This window comes from Arthrobacter sp. N199823 (genome assembly GCF_002929705.1).
In the GTDB taxonomy this organism is placed as follows: domain Bacteria; phylum Actinomycetota; class Actinomycetes; order Actinomycetales; family Micrococcaceae; genus Specibacter.
The window spans coordinates 75239-92128 of the sequence record NZ_PJIN01000004.1 but is presented as its reverse complement, the minus strand read 5'-3'; the positions used below and the strand labels follow the sequence as shown (position 1 = coordinate 92128).

Annotated in this window: 19 protein-coding genes; 9 read left to right on the top strand and 10 right to left on the bottom strand. The window is 60.4% G+C overall.

Annotated features, from left to right (window positions below):
• Positions 1-26: 26 nt before the first annotated feature.
• From CXQ93_RS21355 to CXQ93_RS10600, 5 genes are all read right to left on the bottom strand, one after another.
• Positions 27-395, bottom strand: a complete 369-nt coding sequence (locus tag CXQ93_RS21355) for a GNAT family N-acetyltransferase (protein ID WP_374953402.1) — start codon at positions 393-395, stop codon at positions 27-29.
• A 116-nt stretch (positions 396-511) separates the two neighbouring features.
• A complete protein-coding gene (locus tag CXQ93_RS10615; RefSeq protein ID WP_104110412.1) occupies positions 512-1009 on the bottom strand; it encodes a phage tail protein in 498 nt (165 codons plus the stop codon).
• A gap of 9 nt (positions 1010-1018) precedes the next feature.
• Complete coding sequence (locus CXQ93_RS10610; protein WP_104110411.1) at positions 1019-1345, bottom strand: hypothetical protein; 327 nt, start codon at positions 1343-1345, stop codon at positions 1019-1021.
• A gap of 81 nt (positions 1346-1426) precedes the next feature.
• Entirely contained in the window at positions 1427-2770 is a 1344-nt protein-coding gene (locus tag CXQ93_RS10605; protein WP_181036125.1) for a collagen-like protein, read from the bottom strand.
• 599 nt (positions 2771-3369) lie between these two features.
• Positions 3370-3834: a GatB/YqeY domain-containing protein gene (locus CXQ93_RS10600; protein ID WP_104110409.1), complete on the bottom strand. Its 465-nt coding sequence runs from the start codon at positions 3832-3834 to the stop codon at positions 3370-3372.
• Between the two features lie 259 nt (positions 3835-4093).
• Between CXQ93_RS10600 and CXQ93_RS10595 the strand changes: the two genes are divergently transcribed.
• A complete protein-coding gene (locus tag CXQ93_RS10595; RefSeq protein WP_219817346.1) occupies positions 4094-4858 on the top strand; it encodes a DUF427 domain-containing protein in 765 nt (254 codons plus the stop codon).
• A gap of 117 nt (positions 4859-4975) precedes the next feature.
• Here CXQ93_RS10595 and CXQ93_RS10590 read toward each other — a convergent pair whose 3' ends face one another.
• The 4 genes from CXQ93_RS10590 to CXQ93_RS20650 all read right to left on the bottom strand — a co-directional run bounded on the left by CXQ93_RS10590 (position 4976) and on the right by CXQ93_RS20650 (position 8033).
• Complete coding sequence (locus CXQ93_RS10590) at positions 4976-6598, bottom strand: HD domain-containing phosphohydrolase (protein ID WP_258068830.1); 1623 nt, start codon at positions 6596-6598, stop codon at positions 4976-4978.
• Between the two features lie 70 nt (positions 6599-6668).
• Complete coding sequence (locus CXQ93_RS10585; protein WP_104110407.1) at positions 6669-7415, bottom strand: hypothetical protein; 747 nt, start codon at positions 7413-7415, stop codon at positions 6669-6671.
• A 182-nt stretch (positions 7416-7597) separates the two neighbouring features.
• A complete protein-coding gene (locus CXQ93_RS10580; protein WP_104110406.1) occupies positions 7598-7828 on the bottom strand; it encodes a hypothetical protein in 231 nt (76 codons plus the stop codon).
• Positions 7829-7868: 40 nt separating this feature from the next.
• On the bottom strand, positions 7869-8033 hold the full coding sequence (locus CXQ93_RS20650; RefSeq protein ID WP_181036124.1) for a hypothetical protein: 165 nt from the start codon (positions 8031-8033) through the stop codon (positions 7869-7871).
• A gap of 159 nt (positions 8034-8192) precedes the next feature.
• On the opposite strand from CXQ93_RS20650, the gene CXQ93_RS10575 reads away from it, so the two are divergent.
• Complete coding sequence (locus CXQ93_RS10575) at positions 8193-8870, top strand: YceI family protein (RefSeq protein WP_104110405.1); 678 nt, start codon at positions 8193-8195, stop codon at positions 8868-8870.
• Between the two features lie 14 nt (positions 8871-8884).
• Here CXQ93_RS10575 and CXQ93_RS10570 read toward each other — a convergent pair whose 3' ends face one another.
• Positions 8885-9100, bottom strand: a complete 216-nt coding sequence (locus tag CXQ93_RS10570; protein ID WP_104110404.1) for a hypothetical protein — start codon at positions 9098-9100, stop codon at positions 8885-8887.
• A 165-nt stretch (positions 9101-9265) separates the two neighbouring features.
• Here CXQ93_RS10570 and CXQ93_RS10565 point away from each other — a divergent pair, with 165 nt between their 5' ends.
• From CXQ93_RS10565 to CXQ93_RS10535, 7 genes are all read left to right on the top strand, one after another.
• The gene (locus CXQ93_RS10565) at positions 9266-10075 is read left to right on the top strand and encodes a metal-dependent hydrolase (protein ID WP_104110403.1); all 810 of its coding nucleotides are present in this window, start codon (positions 9266-9268) and stop codon (positions 10073-10075) included.
• 202 nt (positions 10076-10277) lie between these two features.
• Positions 10278-10886 carry a phosphoribosylanthranilate isomerase gene (locus CXQ93_RS10560; RefSeq protein ID WP_104110402.1) on the top strand — a complete coding sequence of 203 codons (609 nt, stop codon included), beginning with the start codon at positions 10278-10280 and terminating at the stop codon, positions 10884-10886.
• 142 nt (positions 10887-11028) lie between these two features.
• Complete coding sequence (locus CXQ93_RS10555; protein WP_104110401.1) at positions 11029-12195, top strand: ROK family transcriptional regulator; 1167 nt, start codon at positions 11029-11031, stop codon at positions 12193-12195.
• 309 nt (positions 12196-12504) lie between these two features.
• Positions 12505-13386, top strand: a complete 882-nt coding sequence (locus CXQ93_RS10550) for an ABC transporter permease (protein ID WP_104110400.1) — start codon at positions 12505-12507, stop codon at positions 13384-13386.
• A 9-nt stretch (positions 13387-13395) separates the two neighbouring features.
• Positions 13396-14193: an ABC transporter ATP-binding protein gene (locus CXQ93_RS10545; protein WP_104110399.1), complete on the top strand. Its 798-nt coding sequence runs from the start codon at positions 13396-13398 to the stop codon at positions 14191-14193.
• Positions 14194-14340: 147 nt separating this feature from the next.
• Positions 14341-15363: an aliphatic sulfonate ABC transporter substrate-binding protein gene (locus tag CXQ93_RS10540; protein ID WP_104110398.1), complete on the top strand. Its 1023-nt coding sequence runs from the start codon at positions 14341-14343 to the stop codon at positions 15361-15363.
• Positions 15364-15369: 6 nt separating this feature from the next.
• The gene (locus CXQ93_RS10535; protein WP_104110397.1) at positions 15370-16881 is read left to right on the top strand and encodes a sulfatase-like hydrolase/transferase; all 1512 of its coding nucleotides are present in this window, start codon (positions 15370-15372) and stop codon (positions 16879-16881) included.
• Positions 16882-16890: the final 9 nt, after the last annotated feature.

Sequence of the window (16890 nt, the reverse complement as noted above, 5' to 3'; positions counted from 1 at the left end):
TCCATCGCTGTCTTGCTTTAACTGAATCAAGGCGTAGTCGTTTCTTCTGGCGTGCGTTTCATGGTGAGGGAAAAGCCGTTCTGGTGCACTGGATTGTTCCAAGTCCGGAAACCAAGACTCTCATAGAGATGGCGAGCCACAGTATTCTCGGCATCAACTGCTAACTCCATAGTCTGTCCGGCAGTGTCCGCAGCACTGCACAGATCCGCCAATAGGCGACTCCCCAGACCTTGCCCTCGAAACGCGGGAGCCACGCTCAGCTCAACAATCCTGAGGGCCGACGGCGTCCACGCCACCCACACACGGGCGGCAGGAACGCCGTCGACCTCCACGACGGATTCCCCTCCGCTGCCCCATCGCTGGGACCACTGACTGCGTTGAGCCTGTTCTTGCATCACGAGCAGCTCCCGAGGCAGGAATTCTCGGCCCGATACTGCTACGGAAAACAGTTCCAGTAACCATGGTGCATCCGTGGCTGTGGGGCGGCGAACTCGCATGTTGCTGGGCAAGGCTAGTTCTGTGACGGGAAGATGCCCTGCATTGCAATCACGAAGTTCACCCCGAGGCTCGGCTGCGCATTCTCGTGGGGCTGATTTCCGCCCACTTGTTGCCCAGGGACTATGCTCGACGGTGATCCATACGAGCCGCCAGGTGCGGGAGCCAGGCCGGCGCTCGGCCGGTCAGAGGACTGGACCGAAGCGATTGGAACGGCATGGGCGTGTGCTGGCATCTCCTGCGGAGTCAGGGTCACCGAATCCTGGCCGAACGGCTCGCCCAGGATCCGGTTGGTGAGACCGTTGCCTTGCCCACCTGCAGCATGGACAGGGACACGGCCGCGCAGGTCCGGAAGCGCAAACGTGGTCTGACCGTTGCCGCCATACGTGGTCCCGAGGAGGGAGAAGAGGGCAGTGTTCTGCGCAATGGACAGTAATTGTCCATTGCAGAATGCCCAGCCTCGGGGTGCAAAATAGTAACCAACCATGCGAATTTCGCCAAGAAATGGTTCCATGAAGAGTCTCTAATTCTGCGACGGCAACAATGAAGCGCCCCTGCGGTCTATGTAGGCCACTGCTGTGTCCTCGAATTGATTGGTCAGCAGGGAAACCTTTCCTGCCTGCGGGTGGTGCACGGTGATCGAGTCAGATGTCAGTTCCCCGGATACAAGGGCAAAGACCAGTCTGAACCGGTCCTCCTTGCTGTCGAAATCATCCGGCTTTTCTGGCGTGCGCAGGTCTTCCACGGTTCGTACCCGCAGGACCGCGCCGCCGTCGGCCGTGATTTCTGTGCCTAATAAGGGCAACCAGGCGGCCAGGGAGTACGGGCCCGGAGCGCTTGCTGTGGACATTTGCGGTGTCAGGGCCAGTAAGGCCAATGTCCCCACTCCCCCCAGCCAGCAGGGTGCGCCTACTTAGCTGCGATTTCGTGATCATAGTGCCGTGCCTTGGAAAGCCACCGAGTAGCGCAAGTTCCTTACAGGCTGGCCATTGAGGTTCTCCACTTTGAGCGCCACGGGGAGATCTTTTGCAATTGTCGCTGTGCTGTCCGGGTTCGAGCAGGACACGGCAGGAGCCGTCACCACGCAACTTGCCGCAGAAGGCACGCCATTGATGACAACGGTGACCTTCACGCTTGCGCCAGAACTGATCTGGACATTGAGGCTGCTGACCGTGCCAGCCGCCGGCACGATCGTTGAAGCATCGTCGAACGCTGGGACCGCAGCTGAGCCGCCGGAGAGGGCTAGGAAGCCAGTGGCGTCAGCAGGGTCAATGAACTTCGCTGAGCCGAGGAATACAGTGGCTCCTGAGCTGCCCGCGGGACCGGGAGGGCCAGCTGCACCAATTGGTCCCGTCGCACCTTGCGGTCCTTGGGGTCCCGGGGCTCCGTTGGTACCGTTGGTACCGTTTGCGCCAGTGAAACCTGGAAGTCCTGAGGCTCCTATAAATCCCTGTTCGCCTTGGTTGCCCTTCTCTCCAGTAGCGCCCACGGCGCCAGCTAGGCCCTGGGGGCCCATGGGGCCTGCAGGACCCACAAGAGCTTGGCTCTGCGAGGGCCAGATGGATCCTGCTTTGGGTCCAAACATTTGGTAGCTCGAAAGATCTAGATAGAAGTCCCCATCTGATCCGGTGTCAGCCCCGGGCGTACCCGTGCCACTGAGAACTGACTTTCCATTGCTGCCGTCAATACCAGCAGCGCCTGTGGCGCCGTCGGCACCAGTGGCCCCGGCGTCGCCCTTCGCACCTGTGGCGCCATCGGTGCCATTGGTTCCGGCTACACCTGCAGCGCCGGCGTCGCCTTTCGCTCCAGAAGCACCATCGGCACCATTGGTTCCAGCGTCGCCCTTGGCACCTGTGGCACCTGTGGCGCCATCGGTTCCAGCTACACCTGCAGCGCCGGTGTCTCCCTTCGCGCCGATGGCGCCAGCAGGTCCGGTTGCGCCGGCGTCGCCTTTCGCTCCGTCTGCACCATCGGTGCCATTGGTTCCCTTGCTTCCCGCAATACCTTGAGTGCCATTGGTTCCAGCAGCCCCAGCCGCACCGGCGTCGCCTTGCACACCGGTTTCGCCCTTGGAGCCGTTGGTGCCAGCAGCGCCGCTGGCACCGGTACTTCCAGCAGTGCCATGTGATCCGTCTACGCCGGCGTCGCCTTTAGCGCCGGCCGGGCCGGTTGCGCCGTCTTGTCCGTCCGTACCAGCAGCGCCATCCTTGCCGTCAACGGAGGCTGCCGCATTTGTTCCCCCAGGAGACTGCCACGGCGCCGTCAGAACAGTCACCAGCAGATTTGCCACTCGAAACTTGCGTCAGTGTGCCGGCAGTGTCAAGACGGGCGAAAATTGTGCTGGCGGAAGCGTCATTTCCGGGTGTGCAACCGGCGGCTAGTACAGCCACAAGAAGAGCCGTGCCCAGTATTGGCGCAGCCCGTCTGCTAGCCCGGGGCAGGGGCCAATTGAGGTTTTGTGATGATGGCGGCATGAGACCCTCTGTGCGTAGGGACGAGCCGCTAAGCGGATAACCTGTCAAGTAAATTGAGTTATCCCCCATTGCTGATAACTTGGCCAATATTACGCGCACGAAGTAGTGGTTTCAAAGATTACGTCCACCGGTATTTAGAATTATCCGAAAATGCGGGAGAAAATTCCGTTCAGATCGCAATAATGCCTGCACAGCCTCCAATGTGAAGGTGGTGCAGGCACTATTAATCGATGACCTCACGCCCCAGGATCAGCGGCTGCGAGCAGGGTTCCGCAGTCTATCGACGCTACAACAGGTGCTAAACAGGTAATAAGTCATGCGAATGTTTAATTACCCAAGTGGATAATCAGATTTAGTTGATCGGATAAATTGAGATCATTTGAAAACGTACCGAGAACTTCTATTGCAGTCGCTTGCGAACCATTTCTGAGACTGCCTTGCCGTCAAATCGGCCAGCAATTTCGGCCGTTATCGGCTTCATAGCAAGGCCCATCTGACGCATTGATAGTTCGCCCTGCTCTGCCTCAAGGCCGCTGATGATGCGGTCGACAATTGCAGCAGCTTCTTCAGCATTCAGTGCCTTGGGCAGGTATGCCTCAATAACTTCTGCTTCAGCTAGTTCTGCTGCGGCTCTGTCTGACTCACCAGCTTCTGAGTAAATCCCAGCGGTGTCATGGCGCTTGGCAGCTTCCTTTTGTAGCAAGGTGATGACCTGGGCATCATCAAACTCAACAGGGTTCTTGCCGCCCTTTTCGCGCGTTTCAATCTCTCCGAGAACGTTGCGGACAGTGGTCAGGGCAATCTTGTTGCCAGCTTTCATGTGCGCGACGACGTCGCTCTTGAGTTGTTGCTTGAGCGTGGACATTAGCTCCCCTAAATTGTTAATTGCGGCCGAACCGCGGCCGCCTATATCAATTATCCCATCCGGGTCGGGCCGGGCAGTGCAGGGGGTGACAGCCGTGGCGATGGCTGGTACACCGGGTGTCACCTGCGTCCTTGGCATGGTGCTCCGGCGGATCCAGACATCCTAGGTCCGCGAAGTCGAACATGATTTCGCTATGGCGCCACGAGCGCCCGGCGTAGACTTTTCTTCATCCATAGGTAGCAGAATTCAGGTGTTGTGGATGCGAACCGAAATCAGCGACAAATGGGTGCGCGCCATGGTGGGCAGCACAACCGTGGTGGACAGCACGGCAGCCATGTTGTTCTGGGAGCAGAAGTTCCCCATACCTGTTTATGCCTTTGCCCCGGACGATGTTCGGATGGACCTGTTGGCGCCTACTAGCGACGTTCCCACCGGCAGCCTTGGATTCTTCGGTCCCAAGGGACCCGTGGCCCAATGGTTTGACATACATGCAGGCGGCAGAGTGCTGCCGAACGCTGCCTGGATTCGCGACGCTCCGGAACTCGAAGGACGCATCACGTTCACTTGGGCCCCGGATGCATTCGACCAGTGGCTCGAGGAAGAGGAGGAAGTGCACAGCCACCCGCGTGATCCCCACAAGCGCGTTGAGGCCCTTCTCAGCTCCCGCCACATCACCGTCTCGATCGATGACGTGCTGCTGGCGGACAGCACTGAGCCGGTTCTGCTCTTTGAGACCTACCTGCCCACCCGCTATTACTTGCCACGCACCGACGTACGCCTTGAGCGGCTTAGCACTGGAAACAACCGCAGCCACTGCCCCTACAAGGGGTACGCCGAGGACTACTGGGATGCCCCGGGTTCACCGTCCGTGGCCTGGTCATACCTTGACCCCTACCCAGCTGTTGGCCTCATCAAGGACAGGATCGCGTTCTACAACGAATCCGTTGATATCACGGTTGACGGGGTGGCAGTCCCCCGGCCACGCTCCATCTTCTCCAACACCAAGAACCGGCCCGGTGACTAAACAGCGCTGGCCCGGACACCCCGGCCGGCCTGCAGCAGGCCACTGAGCCCGGTGTCCCAGCCCCATTCCTTAGCCACGATGCCCTAGCTTCAACGCCCTGAGTGCTGCCATCATGGCCTAGGCGGGCCGGTCCCACAATCCCGCATCCAGCGCAAACAAGGTGGCGGTGACCCGGTTGGAGACTCCCGTCTTCCCATAAATATGCTCAACATGGTTCCGCGCCGTTTTCGGCGCAATGAACAGCGCGGCAGCAATCGCCCTGTTGTCCAACCCACGGCAGAGCAACCTCAGCACCTCCACCTCCCTAGCCGTCAAGGCGGACGGCAGGATCCGCCGTCGTGCTTCCTGCTGACCGGCAGCCACCAAGACACTTTCGACGGCGGCCGCAGCCAGCCTGCCTGCCGCCACCTCCGCGCGCAGCCGGGCAGCAGCCGCGGCCGCCAGAAGTGCGGGCCTGTGGGGACGCGGCTCCAGATACGTCTGGTAGGCGTCGGCCGCACCCAAGAGGCGCTGGCCCGGATCCAGCCCACCCGCACTCAGTCCGCGTGGATACCCCGAGCCGTCAAGGCGCTCGCGGTGCGCCCCGGCCAGCTCCGCAACCCGCCGCAGGCCGGGCACGCGGCTCAGGATGCGCCCGCTCAGGAACGGGTATAGCTGCAGGCGCTCGCGGTCCAAGGATGAAAGCGGCCCGGCTCTGTCCCAGATACTGTTGGACACCCCCATCCGACCGAGGTCGTGTACCCAGCCGGCTCGCCGTAGCGCCGTCAGTTCCGGTTCGCTACATCCGCTGTGCGCGGCAGCCGTCGCGGTTAATGCCGCCACCTGCCGCGAATGCCCGGCCGTCCACGGCGACTTCAGATCGGCAAAATCGCCCATCGCAGCCAGCACCGCATCCAGTCCGCTGCCGCTGAGACAGACCTCGGAAGGTGCCGCTGCCAGCGCGGCCGTCCACGGGTCCAGCTCCAGCAGCCCGGATGTCAATTCCGCAGCGTGGGAGCAGAAAACATCCGCCAGTCTCGGATCAAATTGCGTTCCGCTGCGTTGCCTCACGGTCCGCACGGCCGCCTCCAGCCCTGCTGTACGCAGGAAGACTTCAGCGGTGTCGGCAAGTTGGGCAATGCGCATCTCCATGGGAATTTCTATGCCGGACACTCCCACCGGCAGGCCTTTTCCATCCCAACGCTCAAAAGTGTGGATCAGGATGTCCGGCATGTCGGCATCGAGACCCACCCGCTCGGCCAGCCGGCCGGCCGAGCGGCAATGCGAGAGGATCAGCGCCTTGACGGTCGAGTTGGCGGTCGCCGCGAACTGGGTACGGCGGGCGGTGCGCTGGATAGGTGGCAGTTCCTGGCCCGCGTGGCGCAGCATCAGGGACAGCATTGGCAACCCGTGGGCGTCAATGAAGTAGTAATCCGCACGGAAGGCAAGATCGTCGCCGAACAAAGCGGCCAGCTCGTGGGAGTCTGCGTGGCACCCGATCCAGGCGATCAGGTTTGCATAATACAGACGGCCGCTGGTTTCCTCCCCGAGGCCCAGCAGCGTTGCCATGCGCAACCCCAGCAGAGTGGCCCGCAACATGTGCTCCATGGGCTGTCCCAGACCCAGATCTATAGCTAGGGACAGTGCCGCTAAAATTTCGGGGCGGCTGGTGGTTGCGGCGTTCCGTGGCATCGCGGCCGGGCCCTCCGGAACCTTGCCGGAGGGCCCGGCGGCAACGCCGTCCGAGCAATGGTCAGCCACCATCCCATTCTAAAACGTGCCGGTGTCCAGGGACCTGCCACGGAGAAACAATATCCTCTAGCTGAATGAGTCAACGGCGTCCGGCCTGGACCCCTGCCCGGTGGGTCTCCGCCGGGGGCGCCGTGGAGGGGAACCGCACGGTCATGTCTGCCACGAACAATCCGCGCTGTGGCAGCCAAAAATCGGCTAGATGCGCCTGTTTCGGCAGCGGATGCGGCATCCCCGCACTGCCACCGTCGATCGTCGCCTGGCTGGTCTTGACCTGCCAGACGCATAGGGGCCGGGCTTGGAATGTTTGGCCGTTGGGCGTGGTCCCGGCAAGCCGCAGCTTTCCGGCCTGAAGGGCAGGACCCATGAACCTACCCATAGCGGCAAGCACTGTGGGCCAACGCCACCACCCGCCCGGCATGAGATGCGCCAAGGTGGTGAGTGTCGCTGTCGTTCTTGTTTCCTTGAACTCCAGGTCCCAACGCACGACGCCGGGCACGCCCACAGTGAGCTTGAAGGGTCCTTCCCACCTCGCCGTGACCTCGGTCAGGTGGGTCGCGGAGACGGCGGCACCGAAGTACCGGGCACAACTGAGAAACGGCGGGGCGTCCGCGTAAATGGTCCAACCGTCCTGGGGGCGGAACAACCACACAGCCGCGTAGGCGGGGCCAACGGAGCTGGCCGGGAAACGCCTGAAGGCCAAATAGTGGCCGGAGGCGAACGGCAGGCCCATTAGGGCGTAGCCGATGAATCGTTCGTCATCCCCGGGCGGCAGTGCGGCATTTCTCTCCGCCAGCTCCGCATGGGCACGGGGTGAAATTCTGGTCATGATGCGCTCCTTTGTCTTGTGTAAAAGAGCGTAGATCTGCGGACCAGCGGGGGCATGGGGCAGCTGCCCCATTTATGGCGATGGATTTGCAGGCAGACCATGGCCAGTGGATATGCAAGGGCCGGGCCGATGATGTCACTGGCGCTGCCAAGGTGAATGGCACTAGGTGGATCAGGTACCCGTTAGAAGTGCGGCGGTTCGAGCGGCGTTGGCCGCACCGGCGGGCTCATGGGATCTGGCGGGAAAATAGGCTCCGGAGGTGCAGGCTGCGGGTAGGGCTCGTTGGGCTCCGGCGGCCTGTAAGGATCTGGCGGAGCAGGCGGGTTTGGCGGCTGGGTCGGATCCGGATGCCGGGTGGGATTCTCGGGGTCCGGGATGCTGGCGGCAGCCAACGGCCAGTCACTGGAGTTCATAGGGCATTCCTTATCTCTGGGCTGCTGTATTGCTGAGTTGCTATGCCCCGGTCTCACGAGGTTCAACATCCGGATCCGGGGTGGTCTCTTCCTCCAGCAAGTCCGGTTCCGGCACCATCAGCTTGATGAAATCTTCCACCGACAAGTGCTTGTCGGCCGCCCGACCAACGCGTGCCGGGCGTTCTTCCACTGGGTCCTGGCTCATGTGCCAACGTTACTCCTGGCCGAACGGTGAGGGAACTTTTTTGTGGCAGGCCGCCGTCGTTCGTCTGAAAGGAATTCCCGGAGGACAATCACAGGAAAATGGCAGCTTCTTCGGGCATAGTTCTTTGACATTGGACAAACGTCTCGCAGAGGGCTGGGTATGCGTAAAAAATTGATGATTTTTGGAATCTTGTTGGTGGTGGCGATTGTCGCGGTCTGGGGCGGTAGTGCCATTTACGCCAAGATTGGCAACGAACAGGCCCCCGACACGCTCTCGCTGTCATCGCCTACCCCAGGGGCAACGCCGGATGGCACCATCGCTGCCGCCGAGCTGTCCGGCACCTGGAAGATCTCGGACGGTTCGCAAGCGGGCTACCGTGTTAAAGAGGTGCTTAACGGCCAGGACGTGACGGTTGTTGGGCGGACAGAGGGCGTCTCGGGCCAGGCAACCATTGACGGCACCAGCCTGACCGCCGCAACGGCCGTGGTGGACATGGGCAACGTCACCACCGATAACAGCAGCCGGGACAGTCAATTTCAGGGCATCCTGAAAACCTCCGAGTTCCCGACCTCGACGTTTACGCTAACCTCGCCCGTGGACATTGGCGTCATCGCCGGAGGGGCCACGACCACCGAGGCAGCGGGTCAGCTTTCGATCGCCGGTGTTACCCGGGACGTCAAGGTTGCGTTGAATGTACAAACCACGGCAGATGGTGTCGAGGTCCAGGGCACTATTCCTGTCACGTTTTCCGACTACGGTATTGACGCCCCAAATCTGGGCTTCGTCAAAGTGGAGAATGCCGGGGCTGTTGAAATGCTGCTGAAGTTCAAGAAATAACCCGGAAGCCCGGCCTAATCGCTGGCAAAGGTGAGGCCTCGAGTTGCCAGCTCCTCCCCAAGTATCCGGATGGATTTGGGCCCCACACCATGCAATGCCAGCAGCGACTTGGAACTGCGCGTGGTGAGCTGGACAAAAGTAGTGATGCCGTGGTTGGCCAGCGCCCTCATTGCAGTTTGGCCGATTGAGCGCGAGAACTCGGTCTCAGATGCGGTGTTTTGCTCGGTCATGGACCCATTCTTACACGGCGTCCCGTGGCGGACCCCGGCAGAAATGTGACCGGGGCCGCACGCCGTCGGGCTTTGTCAGTGGCTGGGCATAGGCTTGTTACAGCAGGTTTTGTCCACGTATTGCGGGTTCAGAACGAAGACCCACAAATGCAAGGACGTGCCCCCATGATGGGACCCCATCACGCTGCCACAGGTGCTGCCGTTTGGCTGGCCCTCACCACTCAGTTCGACGTGGGACTTGGCCAACTCTCGCAGGTGATTCCAGCGCTCCCGGAAACACTGACAGTTGGCATGGGGCTGATGGATCTGACGCCCACCTCCGTGGTTGCAGGGGCTCTGGTGACCGCAGGAGCGGCCCTGGTCCCGGACGCCGATCACCGGCACGCGACCATCGCCCATTCGCTTCCGCCACTGTCCAATATTTTGTGCATCCAGATCGGCAAAATGTCTGGCGGGCACCGGCACGGCACTCATTCGATTCTTGGTATGGCCGTTTTTGTCGCCATAGCTGCGCTGGCCGGAATGTGGACAGTTGAACTCCCCGGCTACGGCACGGTGTTCCCGGGTGCTGGGCTGCTGGCAGTATTACTGGCAGCCTTTGCCGGCAAGGTACTGAAAATGATTCCTGACACCATGCGGAAGTTCCCCTGGGTGCTGGGGATCGCCGTTGGCATTTTCGTCATGCTCTTTGCACCGCAGCATGATTATTGGTTCCCTCTAGCCATGGGTCTGGGCGTGGCTGCACATATCCTCGGCGACATGCTCACCACCGGCGGGTGTAACCTCTTGTGGCCGCTAAAGATCAAGCCGCCGCGCTGGCTGCGGAAGCTCCCCTTTGTGACTTCCGTCTGGCGGCCTAGTGGCAACGTCGCCATACCCATTCTGGGTAACGCCGGCTCCGTTCGGGAGTGGCTGGTGCTGGTTCCTATCAGTGGATACGTCATTTGGGCCATTGCCGACGCCGTGTTCTCCTAAGCGCTGCTGGTGATTTCCGCTTCACCCTTCCCCTGTGTGCGGGCGTTGAGGCGCGAGCTCGCTATCTCCCACTCCAGCTTTGAGTTCCATCAGGGCACCTTGGGAGAGCAAAATTATTAACAGGGGCGCTAGCATGGCAGCAGGATCATCAGCTTCGGGGCAGCTCCGGGCATTGGCGCCAGATAGAGGAGTAATACAAGGCATGTACGTAAAGATTTGTGGCCTGCAAACGGCCGAAACCATCGCTGCGGCTGTGGACGCTGGTGCAGACGCCGTTGGATTCATCTTCGCACCGGGTAGCCCGCGAACCGTCGCCCCGGAATTGGTCGCCGAGCTAGTAAGCGCAGTGCCTCAGGGTATTGAAACCGTTGGAGTGTTCCGGAATCAACCCATCGATGAAGTCCTGAAGATGGCTAGCCAGGCAGCAGTGTCCACCGTGCAATTACATGGTGATGAGAGTCTGGCAGATATGGCCCGGGTGCACGAAGCCGGTTTCAAGTCCCTACGAGCCTTCTCCGCCGATGCCTACAACGGCCTCTCCGGCGATGACAGGCAGGCTTGGGACTCCGAGCGACTGCTGCTCGACGCCGTCGAACCCGGGGCGGGGATGACCTTTGATGCTGATGTGCTCACTGATGGAACACCTCAGGGATTCTGGCTCCTGGCCGGAGGCCTCAACCCGAACAATGTGGCCTCCGCCGTCAGCGCCCTGAAGCCCGCCGGTGTGGACGTCTCTAGCGGTGTGGAATCGAGCCGCGGAGTCAAGGACGTTCAGTTGATTCGCGATTTCGTGAAGGCCGCGCGTCAATAAAGACCTGATCTGGCCCTAATGTGTCCCGACGGAGCAATAAGGACAATAGACTGAACATAAATGTCATGCTTTGTTGCATAATGGTCATTACGGGCTAGAAAACCGTCTGGCTCCGGCAACTAAATCTGGGAATGAGGGGGACATGCTTACACCGGACGATAGTGCACTGCAGGCTGTGCGGCGCCGACATGAGCTGCGCGTATTGGAGTCATTGGCGACCCATGGCAACCGGACTCGGCGCGAACTTGAGACCGACACGAAGCTCTCCCGGACAACCCTTTCGGCGATTGTCAGTGACTTGAGGCTCCGAGGCGTGGTAAGCGAGAGTGAGCCGGAAATCCAGGGTCGGGGACGCAGCGGGCGCCCCACCAAGGTCCTTTCCCTCAACCCAAACGCCGGTGCTGCCGTAGGCATTGAACTGGGTCGACGCCGAATCAGCATCTCCGTCACGGGCTTTGACGGTTCCACAGTGGTGCGCGAGCACTGTGCAATTTCCAGTTCGGTGTCACTTCCCGACAAAGTAGCCATGGCCGCTGACATGATCAAGCGGCTCATCGCCGACGGGCGGATCAATACGGAGACGGTCATCGGTACGGCCGTTGGTATCGCCAGCCGACATGCCAACCCGAATTCCCTGGCAGACGGGGTGGAACAGCAAAGTGATCCGCAGGGCGCCTCCCTGACGCCACTGCGTGAGGTGATCCCTGGCCCCATGCTTTGGGACAACAACATCAGGCTGGCTGCCATGGCGTATGGGAAGGGTAGCGATGACCTGCTCTACGTGGTGTTGTCTGCGGGTATTAGCTCCGCCATTGTTTCCCAAGGATCGCTGATGCGAGGCGGCAATGGCATCGCAGGAGAATTGGGGCACATCAGCGTTGATTTTGCAGGACCGGTCTGTTGGTGTGGCCGTCATGGTTGCCTGGAGAGCTTCATCAACGAGGCCAATGTTCTTGTTGAAGCCGCCCATCGGGGTCAGTCGTTCCAGTCCATTGAGGCTATGGCGAAGGCAGCCGCGGAAGGCAACGGAATTGCCATCAATGTCGTGTCCTGGGCCGGTGAGCTGCTAGCCAGAGCCTTGATGGGTGCGTGCGTGCTGCTTGATCCGCGTCGCGTGGTCATCACCGGAGAACTTTCGCAATTTGGCGAACTCCTCCTCGAGCCTGCTAGGCGAGCACTCGCCGAGCAGAACTTGGACCTCGGGCCGCGGAGTACCGAGATTAGTGCCGCCACCTTTGCGCCTAGCGCTGGCAGTGATGGCGCATCGCAGATGGCCTTGAAACACTGGTCGATGGCGACCGTCGGCTAGTAACTCGCTCCCTTGGCCCACTGCCAGCCGGATATTCTTCTGAATGTCGGCTTCTCGGCCCTGCCCGACAGCTGCGCTGCCCGAGTTTGCGCTCCCCCGAACTTACGTTTCCCGAGTTTCCCCTGTCCAAATGTCTATGGCAGGCCAAATGTCTGAGGCAGGACGAATTCCTCACTCTCGTCCGTCATTGCTGTTCGCCTGCCTGAATACTGCCTAGATATTGTGCAGCAAAGTTACAATCTCTCGCAGATTTATTGCACTTATGTAAACAGCCTTGACAGCATGTAATGAATGTCATAAGTTTGGCGCATGGCCCCAAAAGAATCCATCGTCCAGAACAAAATTCCCCCTGCCGCCGGCGGCATACCGACGCGTAAAGACGCGTTACAAACAGGCTCGTCGGCACTAAGCAAGAAGTCCGGCAAACCAAGCGGGCGCAAGCTTAGCCGGAAGGCATTGCTCGCTATCAACGTCGCCTCAGTAGCGGCCGGAGTGGCTGGGTGGGCGGCTGTATCCGCTGCCGGACTTGTAGGACTACCCGGCCCCGTTGAGGTTCTGGTTCGTGGTGGCGAGCTGCTCGCCGACGGAACTCTCGCGGAGGATACTGGTGCTTCTCTTGCCCGTGTGCTCAGCGGCTTCTTGCTGGGCAGCCTCTTGGCTATTCCCATTGGGTTCCTCATGGGCTGGTACCAAGTGGGCCGCGCCATCATTGAGCCGTGGGTGCAATTCTTCCGAACCATTCCCCCGCTGGCTCTGCTGCCACTTGTTATGGTCACCATGGGTATTGGTGAAACGCCAAAGATCTTCGTCATCTTCCTCGCCGCATTCCTCTCGTGCGTTATCTCCACATACCAAGGCGTGGTGAGCGTTGACAAGACCCTCATCAACGCAGCTCGCGTCTTGGGCGCCAATAGCTTGGTCATCTTCCGCCGTGTTGTGGTCCCGGCATCCTCACCCTTCATTCTGGTGGGCATGCGCATTGGCCTTGGCGCCGGCTGGGCCACGGTTGTGGCCGCTGAGCTCCTTGCCGCTCCCAACGGTTTGGGCATGCGTATGCAGCAAGCACAGCAGTTCTACGACATGCCCACCATCCTGGTGAATGTGTTGGTTATCGGTGTCTTGGGCCTCCTGATGGACCGTCTCTTGCTGATGATTGAAGCCCACCTGACCCGCTGGCAAGAACGCCGCTAAGGAGCAACCATGACAACGCCAACACAAAAGGCCATGATCCGCTTTGAGGACTTGCGCCAGGAATTTACACTCAGCGGCAACACTTTCACCGCATTGGACGGTGTTAACCTTGACATTGCCGACGGCGAATTTGTTACCGTGGTGGGCCCCTCCGGCTGCGGTAAATCAACCATGCTCAACGCCGCCGCTGGGCTCCTTGACCCCACCAGCGGCCGCGTCATGGTCGATGACCGGGAAGTTGACGGCCCCAGTACTCGCACAGGGGTCATCTTCCAGCAATACGCGCTCTTCCCGTGGCTCACCGTTCGCAAGAACGTTGAGTTCGGTCTCGAGCTGAAGAAGATCCCGGCCAAGGAACGCCGCGAGATAGTTGATCATTACCTTGAACTGGTGGGACTCACCCGTTTCGCTGAAGCCCTTCCCAAAGAGCTCTCCGGTGGCATGAAGCAGCGTTGCGCCATTGCGCGCGCCTACGCCGTCAATCCAGAGATTCTGCTCATGGATGAGCCCTTTGGTGCCCTTGATGCCCTGACCCGAGTCCACATGCAAGAGCAGCTGCTCCAGACGTGGACAAAGGAACGGCGCACGGTCATGTTTGTCACGCACGACGTTGACGAATCGGTCTTCCTCGCTTCCCGTGTGATCGTTATGGCCGCAAGGCCAGGACGCATTTTCAAGGAAATCAAAATTGACCTGCCCTACCCGCGGACCGAAGAAATCCGGCTCTCGGATGAGTTCGCCCATCTCCGGACGCAGGTCTGGGAAGCGGTCTACCACCAGCCCGGCGTTGCCGAAGCTCACCAGTAGAACGCCTTACTTCTAGCGGTAGCCCCTTAGGGGGACTGCCTTTGCGCCGCCCCACTTGTACCAATTCCCTTCGTATGCACTGCTTCACTTCGTATGCACTGCCCAAATCATTGCCCAAATCTGGGCCAGACTCTTGTAGGAGAAATCATGACCACCAACTTTTCACGCCGAAATGTGCTCCAGCTTTCCCTGGGCGCAGCAGCCATCTCACTTTTGGCCGCCTGCGGCGCAAAGACCGAGGACGTCGGCTCCGCAGGTGCCGCCAAGGACCTCCTTGACATCAACGTTGGCTACATTGCCGACTACAACGGCGCAGCGCTGATGGCAGTTGCCGATCAAGAAGGGTACTGGGCCAAGGCTGGTTTGAAGCCCAAGTACCTGCCTTTCACCAATGGCCCCTTGGCTATCCAGGCACTGGGCACCAACAACGTTGATGTTGTCTACATCGGTTCCGGCGCCCTGTGGCTGCCCGCTTCCGGAAAGGCAGAGATCTGGGCCGTGAACTCCGTTTCAAACGCCGACCGCATCATCGCCCAGCCCGGCATCAAGACCCTGGCCGAGCTCAAGGGGAAGAAGGTAGCCGTTCCCACAGGCACCTCCGGAGATCAGCTCTTCAGCTTGGCTTTGGCCAAGGAAGGTCTCACCCGTGAGGACTTCGAGGTCACAGCCATGGAACCGCCGGCAATCGTTGCTGCTTTCGCGGCAGGACAGATCGACGGCGCCGCCCTCTGGTACCCGCTTATTGACAGCGCCAAGAAGGGGCAGCCGGAACTAGTGGAGCTCTTCTCCAACGAAGACTTCATCGATACCCTCACCTTCCCCTCCACATTTGTGGCCTCTCCGGGACGCGCCGCGAAGGACAAGGCCCTCGCTACGGGTTTCATCTCCGTCGTCAAGAGCGCCAATGACTACCGCCACGCCAACCAGGACACCACCATTGCCCTGACCGCCAAGTTCCTCAAACTCAAAGAGGAGGATATGGCAGCTCAGGCCAGCGTCGCCAAGTTGTTCACCTCGAAGGAACTGGACACGCTGTCCTCTGAAGGAACCGTCTACACATGGCTCAACGGCCTGCAAGAGCAGTTCAAGAAGGACGAGAAGATCAAGGCCATCGCCGATCCCAAGACGTTCTACAACTCCGAGCTGTTCGTCAGCACTCCCACGGTATAAGTATCCATGTCGACGTCGAACAACTCCCCCAAGCGTCAGAACATGCTGTTCCTCATGACTGACCAGCAGCGCATCGACACGCTTGGTTGCTACGGCAATACCTCCTTACACACACCCAACCTCGACAGGCTGGCTGAACGCGGCACCACCTTTGACCGGGCTTATACGCCCACGGCCATTTGTACACCTGCGCGCGCCAGCCTGCTCACAGGCCTGCAGCCGTTTGAACACGGACTGCTTGCCAACTACGAATGGAACTCTGGCCACCGGGAAGAACTGCCCGACGGACTGCCAACCTTTTCGGCCGCCCTACAGGAGCAGGGGTACCGGCTCGGCCACGTGGGCAAGTGGCACGTGGGCAAGGACCGCGGTCCTGAGCACTACGGCTTTGAGGGCATTCACCTCCCCGGCGCCTTGAACGTCTTTGACGATCCGGGCTACGAGGACTGGCTGGCGGCCAACGACTTCCCCGACTTCCGGATCTCAAGCCCTGTTTACACGACCAGGGCAGACGGCAGCCAGGGGCACCTGATTGCCGGCGTGACCGATCAGCCAACGGAGGCCACCTTTGAGGCCTTCCTTGCAGACCAAACCATTGCCAAGCTTCGGGAGTTCGCGGCGGGGGCGCTGAAGGATGAGAGCACCCCCTTCTTCCTCTCCTGCCACATCTTTGGCCCTCACCTGCCGTACCTCATCCCCCAGCAGTGGTACGACATGGTGGACCCCTCCACCATTGAACTGCCAGGGTCCTTTGCCGAGACCTTCCACGGCAAGCCCATGGTCCAGCAGGCCTATGCGGAGTACTGGTCAACTGACTGCTTCACGGTGGATGAGTGGAAAAAGCTCACGGCCGTGTACTGGGGCTACGTGTCCATGATCGACCACGAAATTGGCCGCATCCTGGACGTCCTGGACGAATTGGGGTTGACGGAGAACACGGCAGTTATGTTCACCGCTGATCACGGCGAATTCACCGGAGCCCACCGGCTTAATGACAAGGGGCCGGCCATGTATGAAGACATTTACCGAATTCCGGCCATCCTTGCCCTGCCAGGTGAGGTGGAGCGGCGCGAGGACCGCTTCATCAGCCTCCTGGACTTCACGGCCACGTTCCATGAGATTGCCGGGGCGGATGCATCGGGTGTCCACGGCCGCAGCCTGCTCCCCTTGGCTCACGGGGAGGATGTTGAGGGCTGGCGTGAGGACATCCTGTGCGAGTTTCACGGCCACCACTTCCCTTATGCCCAGCGAATGATCCGTAACAAGGACGTGAAATACATTGCCAACCCGGAAGGCATCGATGAGTTCTACGACATGATCGCCGATCCGGACGAGCTCACCAACGTCATCAATGTGCCGATCTACCGCGAACGGGTCAGCACCATGCGCCGGACCATGTACCGGCAGCTCGTGGAGCGCGGCGACAAGTTTGCCCAGTGGCTGGCCTTCGCCGGCGACATCCCCGAGCACGAGCGGGTCCGCCCGGCCACCGCCGTCGAACGTTTTATCACTGCCTAGTCCCACCCA